Origin of the sequence: Bradyrhizobium sp. CIAT3101 (assembly GCF_029714945.1) — a bacterium.
Lineage (GTDB): Bacteria > Pseudomonadota > Alphaproteobacteria > Rhizobiales > Xanthobacteraceae > Bradyrhizobium.
In genome coordinates this window covers 2,562,057-2,579,398 of record NZ_CP121634.1, presented here as the reverse complement: position 1 = coordinate 2,579,398, position 17,342 = coordinate 2,562,057, and the positions used below count along the sequence as shown (strand labels likewise).

Here is a 17,342-nt window from a genome sequence, read left to right as displayed (position 1 = left end):
CCCAAGGGACGCAGCAACCTTGCTGCGCCCCTTGAGTCGCGAACCTGTCGTCAGCGCGATGCCGTGCTGAGGTTCTCGCCGAAGAACTTCCAGGTCTTGCCGTCGAACTTCGCGAGCTTGAACGTGTCGAACGTCGAATAGTCCGTCGGCGTCACCGAAACCGTGATGCCGGGAAGGAACAGCGGCAGCGCGACTTTGCTGATGTTCGTCGCCTGCTTCAGCACGTTCTCGCGCGTCAGCACGTCGCCGCAGTTCTTCAGGATGATCGCCGTGAACTGCGCGGAGGTGTAGCCGATCTGGTTGCTGCCATCGATCGGATTCCCTTCCGGATACCACTGCTTCATGAACGCCAGATAATCCTGCACGCCCTGATCGGAATCCCAGGCGGGATCACCGACGACCTTGGTGGCGAGCGCCGTGATCAGGCCGGTGGAGGCTTCGAGCCCGGCCGGCTCGAGCACGCCGCCGATCGAGCTCGCGACCGACACGATGAAGTGCGTCGGCTTCCAGCCGAGATCGGTCACCTTGCGGATCGCCTGGGCGCCGAATTTCGGCGTCGTGATCGTCATCAGGACATCGGCACCCGCGCTCTTCAGATTGACGATCTGGGAATCGATGGTGGGATCGGTCACCTCGTAGCTGAGCTCCTTCACGATGAGGTCGGCCTTCTCGCCGAGCCCTTCCTTGAAGCCCTTCAGGTAGTCCTTGCCGAAATCGTCGTTCTGATAGATCACGCCGATCTTGGCGTTGGGAAGCTCCTTGAGAATGTACTTGGCGTAGATCTTGGCTTCCTGCGCATAAGGCGGATAGAACGGCGTGGTCCAGGGGAAGTTCTTCGCGTCGTTCCACTTCGAAGCGCCGGTCGAGATCAGCAGATGCGGAATCCGCTTGCCGTTCAAATATTTCTGGATGGCGGAATTTGTCGGCGTGCCCAGCGATCCGAAATTGGCGAGAATCTCGTCCTGCTCCACCAGCTTGCGCGTCTGCTCCACCGTCTTCGGCGGGCTGTAGCCGTCGTCCATGCTGAGGAACGTGATCTTGCGGCCGTTGATGCCGCCCTGGCTGTTGATCATCTTCCAGTAGGCGGCCTCGGCCCTGCCCTGCGTGCCGTAGGCGGACGCGGGCCCGCTATAGGGCATCGTCTGTCCGATCTTGATTTCAGTGTCGCTGGCGCCGGGATCGTACTGCTTGTCGGCGGCCAGAGCGGCGGATGAAACAATGCCGAAGGCGGTGGCGAGCGCCACCGTGATGCAAGAACGCATAATAGTTTCTCCCTGTCGCGCCGCTGTTTGCCGCGGCGTCTCCGGGGATAATGATCTCGGCTTCCGGGATTGTCGACCCCAAGTCCGCCAGCCGATTGATCCCTGGGCCGGTCGGCAGCCCCTTTCTGTGGACCGCTCGCATGAGGGCAGGTCGTGTGTTCTCGCAAACGAAGGTGCATCTTCGAAAGAACAGGACTTCATCACACGCGATAATTAGGCCGGCGTCCTCGCGTGTCCGGCTCAACTCCAACAAGGAGCTTCCGATGGGTCTCCTGTCAAGAACGACCATAGCAACGGCCGTATTCGCCGTCATTTCCAGTCAGGCGCTCTCGGAAGCGCTCTTGGAGCTCAAGCCGGGCATGGCTTACATGTTTCGTGGTCCGGGACACATGATGACCGCGGCCCTCGACGAACAACATCGCGGCGCGATGATGAAGTACGCTCAAAAGTTGCCGAAAAATACTGTCTTCTTCATGAAGGACGGCGAGCTGTATTCAGCATCGGGAATGCCGGAAAATTCGCTGGATGAATTGCATTTCGAATGAGAGGCGCGTCCGCAACGGCAATCACGCCGACCGCTTCACCGCGGCCGTACCTGCCGGCTTGACATCGAGCCGGCCGAGCATCGCCTTCGCCTGCTCCGCGCAATGCTCGATCAGCCAGCGCTCGAACGCGACCGGAGCTAGCGCGGGGGCGTAGAGGAAGCCCTGCACGACATCGCAGCCGAGCTCGGCCAGCATCTTGCGCTGGCCTTCTGTCTCGACGCCTTCTGCGACAACAGTCATGCCGAGACCCTGACCGACGCGCACGACGGCAGTGGCGATCGCGACTGCGCCCGCGTCCTTCTCGATGTCGCGCATGAAACTGCGGTCGATCTTGAGCTCGCGGATCGGCAGATGGGCGAGCCGGCTCAGGCTCGAATAGCCGGTGCCGAAATCATCCACGGACAGGCCGATACCGAGCGCCCGGATCGCATGCATCGTCTCCAGCGCGGTGGCGCCATCCTGCATGAAGGTGCCTTCGGTGATCTCCAGCATCAGGGCATCCGGCGGCAGCTTGTATTCGGCGAGGATGTCCTCGAGCCGGGCGGCCAGCGTGACGTTGCGGAAATTGATCGGCGACAGATTCACCGAGACAGAGGGAATGTTGAGCCCGGCGCGGCGCCAGCTCGCCATCTGTCGGCAGGCCTCGCGCACCGACCACAGGCCGATCTGCTCGATCAGGCCGCACTCTTCCGCGAGCGGAATGAACTTTGCCGGCGAGACGTCGCCGAGCGCGGCATCGTGCCAGCGCGCCAGCGCCTCGACACCGTGGATGGCGCCGTCGCCACTGCGGATCTGCGGCTGGTAGCTGAGGCTCAGCGCATTGTCGGCGATGGCACGGCGGAGTGCCGCGATCATCGCCAGCCGCTGCTCGGCCAATCCGTTCATTTCGGCACTGAACATGCGATGGGTCGACCGGCCCGCCTGCTTGGCCATGTACATGGCGGCATCGGCCTGCTGCATCAGCGTGTCGATGTCGGTGGCATGGTCGGGATAAAGGCTGATGCCGATGCTCACCGACATCGGCATCAGCTTCGAGCCGAGCCGCAAGGGCGAGGCCAGCGCTTCGGTGATTCCGGCCGCGACGCGCTCGGCGCTCTCGGCGTTACGGTTCGGCAGCAGAACGACGAATTCGTCGCCGCCGAGCCGGCCCAGCATGTCTTCTGGCCCGATCTGCTCACGCAGGCGCTGTGCCAGCCGGATCAGGAGCTCGTCGCCGGCGGCGTGGCCGAGCGTGTCGTTGACGTCCTTGAAATGGTCGACGTCGAGGAAGGCAAGCGCGACATGACCGCCGGTCGGGCAGGCGTCGATCGCAGTGGTGATCAGGTGCCGCAATTGCGCGCGATTGGGCAGGCCGGTGAGGATGTCATGATAGGCAAGCCGCGCGATCTCGGCGCGCGCTTCCTTGCGCTCGATCGCGAAAGCGCCGAGGTTGACGCAAGCGTCGACGATGCGCCGGTGCCAGTTGCTCGGCGCCCGCGGCTCACGGAAGTAGAACGCGAAGGTGGCGATGACGCGGCCGTCCTTGGCCTTGATCGGCGTCGACCAGCAGGCACGCAGGCCGATCTCGAGCGGCATGGCCTTGTAGGGCTGCCAGCGCGGATCGGTATCCAGATCGTCAGCCAACACCGGCTCGCCGTAAAACGCGGCGGTGCCGCACGAGCCGACGCTGGGGCCGATCGGAATGCCGTCCAGCGCGCGGGAATAATCGTCCGGCAGGCTCGGACCGCCGAGCGGATGGATCAATCCGGCGGAATCGACGTGGAGTAGCGAGCAGACGACGTCGGGCGCGATCTCCTCGACGCGGCGGCACAACCGGTCGGCGATCTCGGTGATCGCGATTTCGTCGGCGAGCGCGCTCATGATGAGCTGTTGCAGCGAGCGCAGCTGCCGGGACTCGGTGATGTCCTCGAGCAGCGCGAAGATGTGTTTGACGCGGCCCTTCTTGTCGCGGAAGGCGTCGATCCGGGCTGAGACCCAGATCTCTGCGCCGTCCTTGGTGTAGACCAGCGTCTCGACCTCGCCGCGCCGGCCGCCGCCGAGCAGCCGCTTGACGAGCTTCGCAATGGCGGCGCGATTGGTATGGCAGCCGGCGATCAGCTCGCCTGCACGCCGTCCCTCGGCTTCCTCGCTGGTGTAGCCGAACAGCGTCGTGAAGGACGAATTGACGTAGCGGATGTTCTGCTCGACGTCGGTGATGATGACCGCGCGATTGGTCTGGTCGGAGACGGCATTGAGTAGCCCGATCCTGACGCGGCGCTCGGCGTCCGCAGTGACGTCGCGCGCGAACACGATGTGATGGATTGCGCCGTCGATCGCCGCCGACGACAGCGCGATCGTCGCCTTGATCCGGCTGCCGTCGCGCCGCATCAGGCTGATCTCGTCGCGAAAATCCGCGACCGGGTCGGCCTCGAGGCATTTGAGGGCGAGAATGGCGGCATCGCGGCCGAGCACGTCAGCGCGCGCAAGCTTCCAGATCCGCTCCGCGCCGGCGTTGAAATGCGTGATGCGACGCGCAGCATCGACGATGACGATGCCGTCGTCGGCGCATTCGAGCGCCGCGCGCAGCACGTCCGGCATTTCGGTCACGGGACAGTCGGAGGCAGACATCGCTAGGCTCGGCAGCATCAGGACAATGCGGCAATCGGCCCCAAGCTAGCGCTCCGATGGTGTCCAAGACGTTTTTGCAACCGGCTCGCACCCGGCCAAGCCGCGACATGCTTAACATTCCGCGAAAGAAGCGGAGGTAATCCGGTGCAGACGGAACCTATTTTGTGGCCTGAAGCTTGTGCAGGCGCCCGGCCACGGCCCGCACCCTGCGCGGCGCGGCCTGCCAGATCGACAGCGCCGACAGGAGGCTGACGACGATGGCGATGGCAAAGGCGAGCGTGTAGTCGCCGACGCGGTCGTAGAGCAAGCCTGTCACCCACGGGCCAGCCGCGCCGCCCGCCAGCGCCGCGAGCATGATCATGCCGAAAATGCTGCCCTGGTGCCGGCCCTGGAAAATCTCGAACACCACCGCGCCCATGATCGAGGTGAGGCCGTAACCGAGCGCGCCTTGCGTGAACACCATCAGCCAGACCAGCCAGAACGAGGGTTGGAACTTCAGTGCCATCAGCGCCGCGAAGCAGATCGCAAAGCCAGCGCAGCTGATGGCCCACACCCATTCCCGCCCGATCCGGTCGGAGATATGACCGAGGAAAATCTGGCCGGGAATGCCGAGCAGGCTGACGGCGCCGAGCGCCCAGACTGCAACGCTCGGGCTGAAGCCGATGTCGAGCAGGAACTTGGTCTGGTGCACTTGCACGGCGTACCAGATGTACAGGCCGCAGAAATAGCCAAGCGCGATCCACCAGAAACGAGCGGTCGCAACCGCGCGTCGCAGCGTCCAGTCAGTGGCAGCCCAGGCCGGATCGACGATGTTGGAGACCGGCTTTGCACCGCCCGCGGCCGGCGCCGCATCGCCGTCGGGCTGGAGGCCGATGTCTTCGGGGCGCTTGTGCAGGAGCAGATTGATCGGCGCCAGCACGATCAGGATCATCAGGCCCATCGCGGTGCAGGCGGTGCGCCATCCGGTCTGCTCGATCAAATGCTGCACCCATGGCAGCAGCGTCACCGAACCGATGCCGACGCCGGCGAAGGCAATGCCGATGGCGAAGCCGCGCTTGCGGATGAACCAGTTCGGCAAAAACAGCGACTGGCCGGAATAGCCGAGACACACCGAGCCGGCGCCGACCATGACGCCCAGCGTCATGTAGAGATGCCAGGGCTGGCTGGTGAGCGGCGCAAGCAGCAGCCCGCCGGCCATCAACAGCACGCCGAGCTCCATCACGGCACGCGGTCCCGCGCGATCCATCAGCCGGCCGATCAGTGGGCTGGCAACCGCGGACGCGACAAAACCGAAGGAGAAGGCGCCCGCGGTGACGCCGCGCTCCCAGCCGAATTCAGAGAGAATGGGCGGATAGAACAATGAAAAGGAGGTGCGTGCGTTGACCCCGATCGCCATCGTGACAAAGGTCACCGCGACCACGACCCAGCCGTAGAAGAACGGAAGCCGCATTTTTGTTTTTTTCATCCCTGGACGATCACTACCGATCATCCGGGACTGCCTGGGTCAAGCGATTTTCGCGCGTGGCGCCTGGGCGGCCGGCTCAGGCAGCGTCGCGTTGCGAAGGCTGGGCGGGCGCCTCGAGCTCGATCTGGTCGACCGGCAGCGGGCGGCCGAACAGATAGCCTTGCGCAAAGTTGACGCCGAGCGCCCTCAGGCGTTCGAACTCATCGGCGGTCTCGACGCCCTCAGCGGTGACCGACATGTCGAGCCCGCGCGCCAAAGTCACGATCGAGGAGATGATGGCGGAAGAGCGCGGCTGGTGCGTGAGGTTGCGGACGAACGACCGATCGATCTTGATCTTGTCGAACGGAAACGCGGTGAGATAGCTCAGCGAGGAATAGCCGGTGCCGAAATCGTCGAGCGCAAGCTCGATGCCGATATGCTTGAGCCGTTCCATGAACGCATGGTTCTCGGTGCCGCGCTCGAGCAGGACGGATTCGGTGATCTCGATCTCGAGCCGTTGCGGCGACAGGCCGGAATCCCGCAAGGCCGCGCAGATGACGTCGAACAGGTCGGCTTCCTTGAACTGGATCGGCGACAAATTCACCGCGACCATCAGATCGGACGGCCAGTTTGCCGCGTCCGCGCAGGCGCGACGCAGCACGAATTCGCCGAGCGGCACGATCAGCCCGGTCTCCTCGGCGAGCGCGATGAACTGATCCGGCGGGATCAGGCCGCGGGCCGGATGCCGCCAGCGCACCAGCGCCTCGAACCCGCGTCGCGCGCCCGTGCTGGCATCCATGAACGGCTGGTAGTGCACCTCGAGCTGACAGCGCGCGATGGCGTCGCGCAAATCGCCTTCCAGCGTGTTGCGCGCCTCGAGCTCAGCCGACATCGCCTCGTCGTAGATGGTGAAGCAGTTCCGGCCCGCCGATTTCGAGCGGTAGAGCGCAAGGTCGGCCTTCTTCAGCAGCTGCTCTTGGTCGCGGCCATGATCCGGCGCGATCGCGATGCCGATGCTGGTCCCGATCTCGACGCGATGACCGGGCAACAGAAACGGCTCGGCAACGAGCTTGGCGATCCGCGCGGCCAGTTCGGTCGCGCAGGCGCGCTGGTCCTCGCAGTCTTCCTGGATGATGGCGAATTCGTCGCCGCCGAGCCGCGCCAGCACATCGGTGGCGCGCACCGCGGATTTCAGCCGCTGTGCCACCAGCCGCAGCAGCGCATCGCCGGCGCCATGACCGAGGGAATCGTTGACGTTCTTGAAGCGATCGAGATCGAGCATCAGGATCGAGAAGGTCGGACCGCCGTTCTTCAGCTGGCCGTTGAGCTCGTCGAGCCGGGCGAGGAAGAAGGCGCGGTTCGGCAATCCGGTCAGGACGTCGGTCTGCGCAAGCTCGAGCACACGACGATTGGCCAGCGACAGCCGCCGCGAGTTGCGGCTGGCGAGCATCAGATAGGTCGACAGCGACAGCGTCAGCAGCATGCCGACGATCAGCACGGCGCCCGCGCGGTCATACGTCGTCTCCAGCGAGCCGCCGGCGGTCGGAACCGCCCGCACCTGCCAATCGGTGTCCCCGATCTTGAGACCACCCGACCAATGGCGCCCCCGCGCAACATCGCGCATCGATTGCGGCGCGGCGGCTGCGGAAGCGTAATCGGGCAACATGCCTTCGAGGCTGACGATGCGCGCGCTGAAGGGCTGATACACGTTCACGCTGACCGCGGGGCTCGCCCCGGTCCTGACGCGGATGGCCTGCATCAGCAGAGGCAGATCGAAAATGCCGACAACGAAGCCCGAGATGTTGCGGCGGCGGTCGGCGACGGTGTCGCGCGAGGTGCCCTTGGCGTAAACGGGCACGACCACGAACACGTTCGGCAACTGCCCGGCATTATTCGTGGCAAAGAGCTCGGTGCGGATCGCCGCGATCTGGTCATTGTCGCGGGCACGTTCGAGCGCCACCTTGCGATCCGGCACGCTCAGATAGTCGATGCCGTAGACACGCGATGTCTTCGACTGCGTCGAGTAGAAGATGGGGTAATATTCCTCGCCCTGCGGCGCGGTGACGAAGCCATTGCCTTCGAGCGACTTGATGCGATAGCTGGACACGCCCTCGGCGATGGCTGCGGCTTCGTACTCGGCACGCTCCTTGCGCGTGATCCGTGGCAGCCAGCCGATACGCAACAAGCCGGGATATCGTTCGAACAGCTTGCCGCTGAAGGTCTCGAACTCGCTGCGGGTGACGCCCTCGTTGGAGGATTCGAACAGGGTCCGCAGCGCCACCAGCCGGCTGATATATTCGTTCATGCCGTTCTGCATGACGATGGACTGCGTCTCGGCGGCGTTCTCGAACTCGATCTTGTTGACGCGGTCTTCCCATCGCGCCACCGCCGCGGCGCCCGCGATCGAGAACAGCAGGCCGACGGCCGCCGCGACCAGCGCAGGGCGATGGAGGCCGAGCAGCGGCGCAATGCGCCACCGTCCAGTCACACGCCTTCGATCCTGATCATTCTGATCGCGACCGCCCATCTTGATTCCGCACGTCCCCTCGGCGCAGCGGCCGAACTTAGGGTTGAGCCACCGTGGCGACTATCGGACAAGGATCGGGGTTAAGAACTGCACAATATTGGAACCAACCTGTCCCGCATTGCGAGGTGTAGTTAACAATCGACCTGCGTGTTCCCGAAAATGTGGTCGCCAATTGCAGGATTGCCCCGGACTTCTACGGACCGCTCTCCCCACGCCGGTTAGCGCCCTGTTCAGCCCAGGGACCTATCGTGGCGGCAACTTTTCCAGCATCCGGCGAGCCCTCTCATGAAACGATCGCACGCAGCGACATGCATCGCGCTTGCCGCCGCGCTGCTGGCGGCGGCGACACTGACGGCAAAAGGCGACGAGGCCGGCGTCAGCGAGGACGCAATCCTGTTCGGCCAGGCCGCCGCGCTCGAGGGTCCCTCTTCCATGCTCGGCCAGCACATGCGGCACGGCATCGTCGCGGCGTTCACCGAGATCAATGCCAAGGGCGGCGTCCACGGCCGCAAGCTCCAGCTCATCAGCCGCGACGACGGCTACGATCCCGATCGTTCGGTGGTGCAGACTCTGCGGCTGATCGAAGACGACAAGGTGTTCGCGCTGATCGGCGCCGTCGGGACCGCGACCGCAATGGCAACCATCCCGATCACGAGCACGCGCGATGTGCCCTTCATCGGACCGGTGAGCGGTGCGGAACTCCTGCGCGACCTCGAACTGACGAATGTCGTGAACATTCGCCCGAGCTACGGCGCGGAGTCGGAGACCCTCATCAAGCATCTCATCGAGGATCGCCACTTCACCCGGATCGGCATCTTCTACCAGGACGATTCCTTCGGCCATGACGGCCTCGCCGGCGTGAAGACGGCGCTTGCCAAGCGCGGTCTCGAGCTCGCCGCCGAGGGCACCTTCGAGCGCAACACCCGTGCGGTCGGCGCGGCCTGGCGCACCATCAAGCGCGCCGAGCCCGAGGCGATCATCATGGTCGGCACTTACGGTCCGAGTGCCGAGTTCATCAAGCTCGCACACCGCAGCGGCGCGTACCCGACCTTTGCCAGCATCTCGTTCGTCGGCGCCACCGCGCTCGCCAGGGAGCTCGGCTCCGACGGCGAAGGCGTCGTGGTCGCGCAGGTCGTACCGTTTCCCTGGGATCGCTCGATCAAGCTCGTTGCCGACTACCAGGCCGCGCAGAAAGCGATCGATCCGACGCTGACGCCGGATTTCGTCTCGCTCGAAGGTTATCTCTCAGGCCGCCTGGCGGCGGCCGCCCTCGAAAATCTCGGACCGAACCCGACACGCGCGGGGCTGCTGCGCACCATCAACGACATCGGCCGCTTCGACATCAGTGGCACTGTCTTCACCGTCGGCTTTCGCGCCATCGAGACGCCGCCAAAAGTGTTCCTGACGGTGATCCAGAAGGACGGGACGTTCAGGGCGATCGATAGGCTGTAAGGCCCTTTATGGCCGCCGGGTCCAGCGGTCGGCGTTGACGGCACCCAGCGGGGCCTCGCCCTTGATGATGGCGTCGACCTGCCGCACCGTTTCCAGCGACTGGTATTCGATCGCCTGCGGCGTCAGCCCGCCGACATGCGGCGTCGCGACGACGTTGGCGAATTTTGCCAGCTCCGGCGTCGGCATCTGGTCGGGCGCGCGGCCGACATCCATCGCAGCGCCCGCGATGCGGTTCTCCAGCAGCGCCTTCGCAAGCGCCGCCTCGTCGACGAGATTGCCGCGCGAGAGATTGATGAAGACGGCATGCGTCTGCATGCGCGCCAGCGCCGCCTCGCCGATCAGCTTCTCGGTCTGCTCGTTGGCAATTGCGAGGCAGACGACATAGTCGGACGCCGCGAGGAGTTCGTCGAGGCCCACCTGCCTGATCGCGCTGTCGCTGACATCAGCGAAGGGATCGGAGACCAGCACCTCCATGCGCATCACCTTGGCGATCTCGGCAAGGTAACGGCCGATGCTGCCATAACCGATGATGCCGATCTTGCTGCCGGCGAGCTGACGGCCCATCCGTGCCTCCGGCTTGCGGCCGGCATGGTAGTCGGCCGTGGCCCGCGACACGCCACGCGACAGGTCGACCATGAAGCCGACCGCGAGCTCGGCGACCGCCTGCACGAAGCCGGGACCGGCGCGGGTCACCAGCACGCCGGCCTCCGAGGCGGCATCGACGTCGACGTTGCGGATGTCGACGGCGCAGCGGACGAAGGCCCGCAAGCGTGGCAGCTGCGCAAAGATCTCGCCGCGGCCCTCGGTCATGCGATCGGCGACGATGATGTCGGCGTCCTTTGCCGCACTGACGAGGCCCGCGGAATCCAGCGCCCGATCACCCTCGTGCAGGACCAATTCGGCAATGGCGCGCAGGCCGTTCAGGCTGCGATCGCCGTAATAATTGCGGCGCATCTCCGGCGTGTGGGCCAGCAGGACTTTCACGACGACACTCCTTCAGTAGCCGAACGCGCGCGGCAAGGCGGTGCTCAGCCACGGCACGAAGGCGATGACCAGCAGGCAGAGGAACAACAGGCCGAGATAGCCCAGGATCGGCTTCACCGTCTGCTCGATCGGCACGTTACCGATCAGGCAGGCGCCGTAGAGCCCGAGCCCGAGCGGCGGCGCGAACAGGCCGACGCCCATCGCGATGACAAGCACGACGCCGAAATGCAGGGGATCGATGCCGAGCTGCACCGCCACGGGAAGAAGCAGAGGCCCGAAGATGATCAGCGCAGCGGCGCCTTCCAGCACCGAGCCCATCACGATCAGCACGGCGATCGCGAGCAGAATGAACAGCCAGGTACCGCTCGTCTTGGACAGGCCCAGCATGAAGTCGCCGACCGCATGCGGCACCTGCTGCAAGGTCAGCGTGAACGCCAGCGACTGCGCGGCGGCAACGATGAACAGCACCAGCCCCGCGCGCGTCGCCGCCTGCACGAAACTGTGCGTCGCCGTTCTGAAGCTGAGTTCGCGAAACACCACGCTCCCGACGATCAGCGCGTAGGCGACCGCGAAGGCCGAGATCTCGGTCGCCGTGGCAAAGCCGCTCTTGAAGCCGAAGAAGATCATGAAGATCAGGCCGAACGAGGCGATCGCGCCGCTCCACAATCCCGACACCGGCACCTGCGGCTCGACCTCCTCGGCCTCCGCCGGCGTCTTGCCGAAGATGATGGAGAAGGCGATCAGCACCGCCGCCATCAGCGCCGCCGGCAACAGGCCTGCCATGAACAGGCCGCCGATCGACAGGTTCGCGACGAAACCCAGAATGATCAGGTTGATGCAGGGCGGAATCGTCTCCGCCATCACCGCGGACGCCGCGAGCAGCGCCACCGCGCTGCCCGGATTCTGCTTCGAGCGGCGCGCTGCCGGAATCAGCACCGAGCCGACGGCCGCGACGTCGGCCATCTTCGAGCCCGAGATGCCGGAGAACAGCACCATCGAGGCCACCATCACGACGTTCAGGCCGCCGCGCATGCGGCCCACCGCGCGCTGCAACAGCTCGATCAGACGCACGGACATGCCGTTGGCTTCCATGAGGTAGCCGACGAGGATGAAGAACGGGATCGCGAGCAGCACGAAATTGTCGATGCCGCGCGCCATCTGCTGGGCGAAGATGACGCCGGGCAGCGCGCCCTCGACCCAGATGAAGATCAGCGCAGCCAGCGCCAGCGCGAACCCGATCGGCAAGCCGCCGAACAGCGTGGCGAAGAAGCCGATCAGCATCAGCACGCCCGCCGACGGCACCGAGGACGGCGACAGGTAATCCCAGGCGAGATAAAGCCCGGTCACGACGGCGACCGCGATGAGGCCTCTGACGATGTCAGGCAGCGGTCGTGCGCAGAGTTGGTCGATCGCGAACACCGTCATGAACAGCGCGCCGACGCCCATCGGATAGAAGGTCAGCTCCAAGGGCAGGCCGGAGCCGGTGGTCTGCCCCGCCGTCAGCGAGCCCAGCTTGATGGCGTTATGGGCGACGTAGCCGGAGATCAGCACGACGAGCACGGCGCTCGCCGCATCGACCAGGGTGCGCAGCCGCAGCGCCAGCAGATCGCGGAAGAAGGACACGCCGACATTCTCGCCGCGCGCAAGCGCGCTTGCCGCGCCGAAGAAGGCCGATCCGACCATCAATCCGCGCGCGACGTCATCCGACCATTCGACCGGCGCGTTGAAGCAGAAACGCAGCAGCACCGAGCCGCAGACAACCGCGAGATCGGCGGCCAGAAGGATGGCCGCGATCGCGTCACTGACGCGAAGCAGAAGGGCGATGCTCCCGTGCCGACCGCCGGAGAGCGGCACGGCTTCCGTCATCGCCAACTCAGATTTGGCCAACCCGGATTTGGCCATCTCAGGCTTGCGTCGAGCGAATGATGTCGATGACGGCCTTGGACTCCGGCCGCGCCTTGATGAAGTTCTCGGTCTGCGGCGCAACGCGCTTCTTGAACGCCTCGCGATCGCATTCGGAGACCGTCACGCCCTTCTCGGTCAGAGCCGCCAGCGCTTCCTTCTCGACTGCGAGCCCATGGGCGCGCGTGTCGACCGCGGCCTTCTTCGCGGCGTCGAGAAAACCCTCGCGCAGCTTCGGATCCATGCGGTTGAAGGTCATGTCGCTGAAATAGACCGCGAGCGGCGAGAAATTGTGCTGCGTCAGCGCGTAGAACTTCGCCGTTTCGAAGAACTTGCTGGCGAGGATCGTCGGCGGATCGTGCTCGAGGCCATCGAGCACGCCGGCCTGCAACGCCGTGTAGATTTCGCCGAACGCCAGCGGCGTCGCGGCCGCGCCCATCAGACGCAGGCACTCCGTGATGACGGGATTCGGCAGGGTGCGGATCTTGAGACCGGCGAGATCCTCCGGCGTCTTCACCGGCTTCTTCGCAAACACGCTGCGCGAGCCGAAATTATAGGCCCAGGCGATGATGCGGATGTTGCTGCCCTTGAGCAGCGCGTCCTCGATCGGCTTGGCGGCACCGGCGTCGAACGCCTTGGTCTGCTGCGGAAAGCTCAAGAACAGAAAGCCGAGGTCGTAGGTGCCGACCAGCGGCACCAGATTGGCCGAGATCGACGAGCCGGAGATCATGAGATCGATGACGCCGAGCTTCACCGAATTGATGACGTCGATTTCCTGGCCGAGCTGGTTGTCCGGGAAGAACGCGACCTCGACCTGCTCGCCGAGCCCGTTGCCCTTCAGATTCTTGACGAGATTGTCGTAGTAGACGCGGCCGTTGGCGAATTTGGGATCGTTCGGCAGCGAGGAGGAGCATTTCAGCTTCAGCGTCGCGGCTTCGGCGCGGCCGATGATGGCTGGAGAGAGCACGAGGCCGGCGGTCACTGCCGTCGACGACTTGATGAACGTGCGACGGCTGACGGGCACGATAGTCATGGTGTCTCTCCCCAATATTATTTTTTGCAGCCGCGATCGTTGTCGCGGCGCGTTGGCCCGGACTGTATGGCCAAAGCGACGGGGCAGGCAAGGGTTGCGGCCGGCGCAGCCGAGACGGGACGAGCGAAAGGCGCGCCGGCGGAGACTGCAGCGGAATGCCTATATTTGCCGATGTTTTCGATCATGCAGCAGCGCGACCGAACGGCAGGCTATGCAAGATTGACGCAGATCAATCCAATTCAGGCATGGATCAATACCGAACGCAGATTGATGGGCTTTTGACGACTGCACGCGTGTTGGCACGCAACAAAAAGCTGCGGGACCGTGATCCCGCAGCTCTCGCGTTTCAATGATGCGACGATGTCAGCGCGACGACGCGACGCTCAACTGCCCGTTCGCCGCCTCGACATCGCGTGAGGGCCGCAGCGCGAAGGCGCCATCGCCGAGCAGCGCCTGCGCGACCAGCGCGATCACCCAGAACGCGGGGTATTCCCAGCCGCCCTTCGGGTTGGTGAAGAAGAACCCGGCGGCACCGTGCACGGTGAAGATCGCGCCGAGCAGGATCGGGATGCCGGCCAGCGCGGCATAGCGGGTCCAGACGCCGAGGATCAGGGCAATGCCGCTGAGGACTTCGACGGTCATCACAAGGTAGGCGAGCTCCGGCGGGAAGCCGAGGCTGCCGAAGAACTTTGCAGTGCCGGCGGGGGTGAACACGAACAGTTTCAGGCTGGCATGGGCCAGGAACAGCGCGCCCAGCGTCACGCGCAGCACCAGCGCGGCGTAGGGAGCGGTACGGGAATCGATCATGGCGGTCTCCATTGTTCGGGCCACCTATGATCTATTCTCACTTGGATGATAATCAGCTATTCTTGAAATATACTTCACACCCATAGAGTGAAATAGATGCTCGACCGGCTGACCAGCCTGGAAGTCTTCGCCAAGGTGGCGGCGAACGGCAGCCTGTCCGGCGCGGCCCGGGCCATGGGCCTGTCGCAGACCATGGTCACCAAGCACGTGGCCTCGCTGGAGGCCCGGCTCGGCATCAAGCTGTTCCACCGCACCACGCGGCGGCTGTCGATCACCGAAGCCGGCCGCCTCTATCTGGAATCCTCCGAGCGGATCCTTGCCGACATGGAGACGGCCGATGCCGCGGTCGCGCGGGAGCGCGCCGAGCCGCGCGGATTGTTGCGGGTCAACGTGCCCGTCGTGTTCGGCACACGGCAGATTGCGCCCGTCATTGCAGACTTTTCGGAACGCTACCCCGAGGTGACCATCGAGCTCGGCCTCAACGATCGCCTCGTCGATCTCGCCGAGGAAGGCTGGGACCTCGCGATCCGCATCGGCAAGCTGCGCGACTCCAGCATGGTGGCGCGAAAGCTCGCGCCGAACCGGCTCGTCGTGTGTGCCGCCCCGTCCTATCTGGCAAAACACGGCACGCCGCGCACGGTCGCCGACCTCGCCGCACATAATTGCCTCGGCTACACGCTCACGCAGCAGGGCAGCGCCGCGGAATGGCCGTTCGGCGTCGACGGCGAGATCCGCATCCAGATCAGCGGCACCTTGCGCGCCAACAATGGCGATGCGCTGCGCGCCGCGACGCTGGCCGGCCTCGGCCTCGCCCGTCAGCCGACCTTCATCATTGCCGACGATCTGCGCGCCGGCACGCTGGTCGCGCTTCCGCTCGATCAGCCGGAGATCCAGTCCTCCGCGGTGCATGCGGTCTACCTGCCCGATCGCCGGCCGCCGGCGAAGGTGCGCGCCTTCATCGATTTTCTCGCCGCACGCTTTGCGCCTGACCCGCCCTGGGACCGTGGATTGTTCTGAAGGCACGGCACCGCGCGTCGGTTCTGGCAGACCCCCTGCCCCATTTTGCCGCACGCGAGAGCGTGAGCTAGCGCACAGACAGCGCCGCGGCTGACGACTAGAAAAGGTAATATCCTCGCGCCCATTGCCGATGGAGGTGACACCATGCGCCGTCCAGTCCTTTGCAATTTAGTTCTTGCTTCCGGTCTCCTTGCACTCACGCAACTCATGACGCCGACGCAAGCCGCGGCCGAAGCCCGGCTTGCGCTGGTGATCGGCCAGTCCGCCTATCGCACGGTGCCGGAACTGCCGAACGCCGCCAACGATGCCAAGGGCATGGCCGAGCTGCTCGGCAATGCCGGCTTCACCGTCACCGCGGCGCCGAACCTCGCGCAGAGCGAGATGCGCCAGACGATCTCCGATTTCGCCGGCAAGGTCAGCGCCAGCGGCGCCGACACGGTTGCGCTGGTGTTCTATGCCGGCCATGGCTTGCAGATCGACGGCGAGAACTATCTCGTGCCCGTCGATCTCGATCCCAAGCGCGAGGCCGACATTCCGCTGCAGGGCGTGCGGCTGAACGATCTGCTCAACACGCTCGGCGCGCTGCCGACGCGGGCGCGCATCTTCATGCTCGACGCCTGCCGCAACAATCCGTTCCCGGCGCTGAGCGGTGCCGGCCACGGGCTTGCGATCGTCGACACCAAGGCGGGCGCGCCGGGCTCCTTCATCTCGTACTCGACCTCGCCCGGTGCCGAAGCCGAGGACGGATCCGGCGCCGACAGTCCCTACACCACGGCAGCGCTGACCGTTGCCAAGCAGCCGAATATTCCGATCGAGGAAGTGTTCAAGCGCATCCGCATCGCAGTCGCGCAATCGACCGACGGGCGGCAGATCCCCTGGGAAAGCTCGTCGCTGACGACCGACTTCAAATTCTTCGGTGGTGACAGCGGCGGCGGCCAGCCCGCGGCGCCGGGCGCGAACGCGATGGCCCTCGCCAGCGCGACGCGCAGCGTCGAGGACTGGCGCAAGGATTTGCAGGGCAAGGATGCCAAGGCCGCCTATCAGCTCGTGATCGCCGACGACACCGTGCCTGCGTATCAGGCCTATGTCGAACTCTATGCGCAGGACGCCCAGACGCCGCGCCTGCGTACGGTGCTGGAGCGGCGGCGTCAGATGCTGGCATGGGACCGTGCGGTGGCGATCAACACCCGCGCTTCGTACGAGACCTATCTCGCAAACTGGGACAACAGCGATCTCGCCGCGACCGCGCGCCGGCTGCTGCTTCGCGTGCAGAACCGCAATTATGCCTTGCCGGTTGCCGCCGCCGCAGTGCCGGTCGCCGTCGCGATGGCGCCGACCTGCCCGTGCTCGGCACCGACGCCGCCGGCAACGCCGATCAACCCGACGGTTGCGCCCGTGATCAAGAAGCGCGTCGACGACACGCCGCCAAAGCGCAAGGTGGTCGACACGCCGCCGAAGCGCCGGCCGCCGCCTGACGAAGTCGTCGTCGAGCGCGCACCGCCCCCCGGCCCGCCGCCTGAAGCCGTCGGAATCGGTCTCGGAATTGGCCTCGGCATGGGAATGGGCATGGGCGGCCATGGCGGTGGAGGCATGGGACGCGGCGGCGGCGACTATAACCGCGGCACCAGGTACTGACACCGCCGCACTGCGATAGGCATTGATGTCCGCAAGCCTCGCTTGCGGACATTTTTGTTGATGATCGCGAAGTTGCGCAGTCGGCCGCCCTCCAATCCGGAAATGTTGTAGTCTGACGGACCACCGC

At 65.1% G+C, this 17,342-nt stretch carries 13 protein-coding genes; 5 read left to right on the top strand and 8 right to left on the bottom strand.

What is annotated here, in order from left to right; translation table 11 throughout:
- Positions 1–50: 50 nt before the first annotated feature.
- Positions 51–1,262, bottom strand: coding sequence for an ABC transporter substrate-binding protein (locus tag QA645_RS12030; protein WP_283050394.1), 1,212 nt, complete (start codon positions 1,260–1,262; stop codon positions 51–53).
- A 263-nt stretch (positions 1,263–1,525) separates the two neighbouring features.
- Here QA645_RS12030 and QA645_RS12025 point away from each other — a divergent pair, with 263 nt between their 5' ends.
- A complete protein-coding gene (locus QA645_RS12025; protein ID WP_283050392.1) occupies positions 1,526–1,807 on the top strand; it encodes a hypothetical protein in 282 nt (93 codons plus the stop codon).
- 21 nt (positions 1,808–1,828) lie between these two features.
- Here the strand turns inward: QA645_RS12025 and QA645_RS12020 are convergent, their stop codons facing one another.
- From QA645_RS12020 to QA645_RS12010, 3 genes are all read right to left on the bottom strand, one after another.
- Positions 1,829–4,414 (bottom strand): EAL domain-containing protein, encoded by a 2,586-nt coding sequence (locus tag QA645_RS12020; protein ID WP_283050391.1) that lies wholly within the window; start codon positions 4,412–4,414, stop codon positions 1,829–1,831.
- A 157-nt stretch (positions 4,415–4,571) separates the two neighbouring features.
- Complete coding sequence (locus QA645_RS12015; protein ID WP_283053164.1) at positions 4,572–5,864, bottom strand: MFS transporter; 1,293 nt, start codon at positions 5,862–5,864, stop codon at positions 4,572–4,574.
- 91 nt (positions 5,865–5,955) lie between these two features.
- Complete coding sequence (locus tag QA645_RS12010; protein ID WP_283050389.1) at positions 5,956–8,385, bottom strand: EAL domain-containing protein; 2,430 nt, start codon at positions 8,383–8,385, stop codon at positions 5,956–5,958.
- 285 nt (positions 8,386–8,670) lie between these two features.
- Here QA645_RS12010 and QA645_RS12005 point away from each other — a divergent pair, with 285 nt between their 5' ends.
- The gene (locus QA645_RS12005) at positions 8,671–9,837 is read left to right on the top strand and encodes an ABC transporter substrate-binding protein (RefSeq protein WP_283050387.1); all 1,167 of its coding nucleotides are present in this window, start codon (positions 8,671–8,673) and stop codon (positions 9,835–9,837) included.
- 6 nt (positions 9,838–9,843) lie between these two features.
- Here QA645_RS12005 and QA645_RS12000 read toward each other — a convergent pair whose 3' ends face one another.
- Genes QA645_RS12000 through QA645_RS11990 form a run of 3 tightly spaced genes read right to left on the bottom strand, consistent with a single transcriptional unit; the run spans position 9,844 to position 13,756 of the window.
- Positions 9,844–10,821 (bottom strand): hydroxyacid dehydrogenase, encoded by a 978-nt coding sequence (locus QA645_RS12000; RefSeq protein WP_283050385.1) that lies wholly within the window; start codon positions 10,819–10,821, stop codon positions 9,844–9,846.
- Positions 10,822–10,833: 12 nt separating this feature from the next.
- Entirely contained in the window at positions 10,834–12,687 is a 1,854-nt protein-coding gene (locus QA645_RS11995) for a TRAP transporter large permease subunit (protein WP_283050384.1), read from the bottom strand.
- Between the two features lie 37 nt (positions 12,688–12,724).
- Positions 12,725–13,756, bottom strand: coding sequence for a TRAP transporter substrate-binding protein (locus QA645_RS11990; RefSeq protein ID WP_283050383.1), 1,032 nt, complete (start codon positions 13,754–13,756; stop codon positions 12,725–12,727).
- 66 nt (positions 13,757–13,822) lie between these two features.
- Here QA645_RS11990 and QA645_RS11985 point away from each other — a divergent pair, with 66 nt between their 5' ends.
- Positions 13,823–14,038 carry a hypothetical protein gene (locus tag QA645_RS11985; protein WP_283050381.1) on the top strand — a complete coding sequence of 72 codons (216 nt, stop codon included), beginning with the start codon at positions 13,823–13,825 and terminating at the stop codon, positions 14,036–14,038.
- 81 nt (positions 14,039–14,119) lie between these two features.
- Here QA645_RS11985 and QA645_RS11980 read toward each other — a convergent pair whose 3' ends face one another.
- Positions 14,120–14,563: a DoxX family protein gene (locus tag QA645_RS11980; RefSeq protein ID WP_254133334.1), complete on the bottom strand. Its 444-nt coding sequence runs from the start codon at positions 14,561–14,563 to the stop codon at positions 14,120–14,122.
- 96 nt (positions 14,564–14,659) lie between these two features.
- On the opposite strand from QA645_RS11980, the gene QA645_RS11975 reads away from it, so the two are divergent.
- On the top strand, positions 14,660–15,580 hold the full coding sequence (locus QA645_RS11975; protein WP_254133335.1) for a LysR family transcriptional regulator: 921 nt from the start codon (positions 14,660–14,662) through the stop codon (positions 15,578–15,580).
- Between the two features lie 144 nt (positions 15,581–15,724).
- The gene (locus tag QA645_RS11970) at positions 15,725–17,215 is read left to right on the top strand and encodes a caspase family protein (RefSeq protein WP_283050378.1); all 1,491 of its coding nucleotides are present in this window, start codon (positions 15,725–15,727) and stop codon (positions 17,213–17,215) included.
- Positions 17,216–17,342 lie beyond the last annotated feature (127 nt).

Coding starts and splice junctions, on each gene's coding strand:
- QA645_RS12015 (WP_283053164.1), bottom strand. CDS start 5,864: ATGCGGCTTCCGTTCTTCTACGGCTGGGTCGTGGTCGCGGTGACCTTT.
- QA645_RS12030 (WP_283050394.1), bottom strand. CDS start 1,262: ATGCGTTCTTGCATCACGGTGGCGCTCGCCACCGCCTTCGGCATTGTT.
- QA645_RS11975 (WP_254133335.1), top strand. CDS start 14,660: ATGCTCGACCGGCTGACCAGCCTGGAAGTCTTCGCCAAGGTGGCGGCG.
- QA645_RS12020 (WP_283050391.1), bottom strand. CDS start 4,414: ATGTCTGCCTCCGACTGTCCCGTGACCGAAATGCCGGACGTGCTGCGC.
- QA645_RS11990 (WP_283050383.1), bottom strand. CDS start 13,756: ATGACTATCGTGCCCGTCAGCCGTCGCACGTTCATCAAGTCGTCGACG.
- QA645_RS12010 (WP_283050389.1), bottom strand. CDS start 8,385: ATGGGCGGTCGCGATCAGAATGATCAGGATCGAAGGCGTGTGACTGGA.
- QA645_RS11980 (WP_254133334.1), bottom strand. CDS start 14,563: ATGATCGATTCCCGTACCGCTCCCTACGCCGCGCTGGTGCTGCGCGTG.
- QA645_RS11985 (WP_283050381.1), top strand. CDS start 13,823: ATGGCCAAAGCGACGGGGCAGGCAAGGGTTGCGGCCGGCGCAGCCGAG.
- QA645_RS11995 (WP_283050384.1), bottom strand. CDS start 12,687: ATGACGGAAGCCGTGCCGCTCTCCGGCGGTCGGCACGGGAGCATCGCC.
- QA645_RS11970 (WP_283050378.1), top strand. CDS start 15,725: ATGCGCCGTCCAGTCCTTTGCAATTTAGTTCTTGCTTCCGGTCTCCTT.
- QA645_RS12005 (WP_283050387.1), top strand. CDS start 8,671: ATGAAACGATCGCACGCAGCGACATGCATCGCGCTTGCCGCCGCGCTG.
- QA645_RS12025 (WP_283050392.1), top strand. CDS start 1,526: ATGGGTCTCCTGTCAAGAACGACCATAGCAACGGCCGTATTCGCCGTC.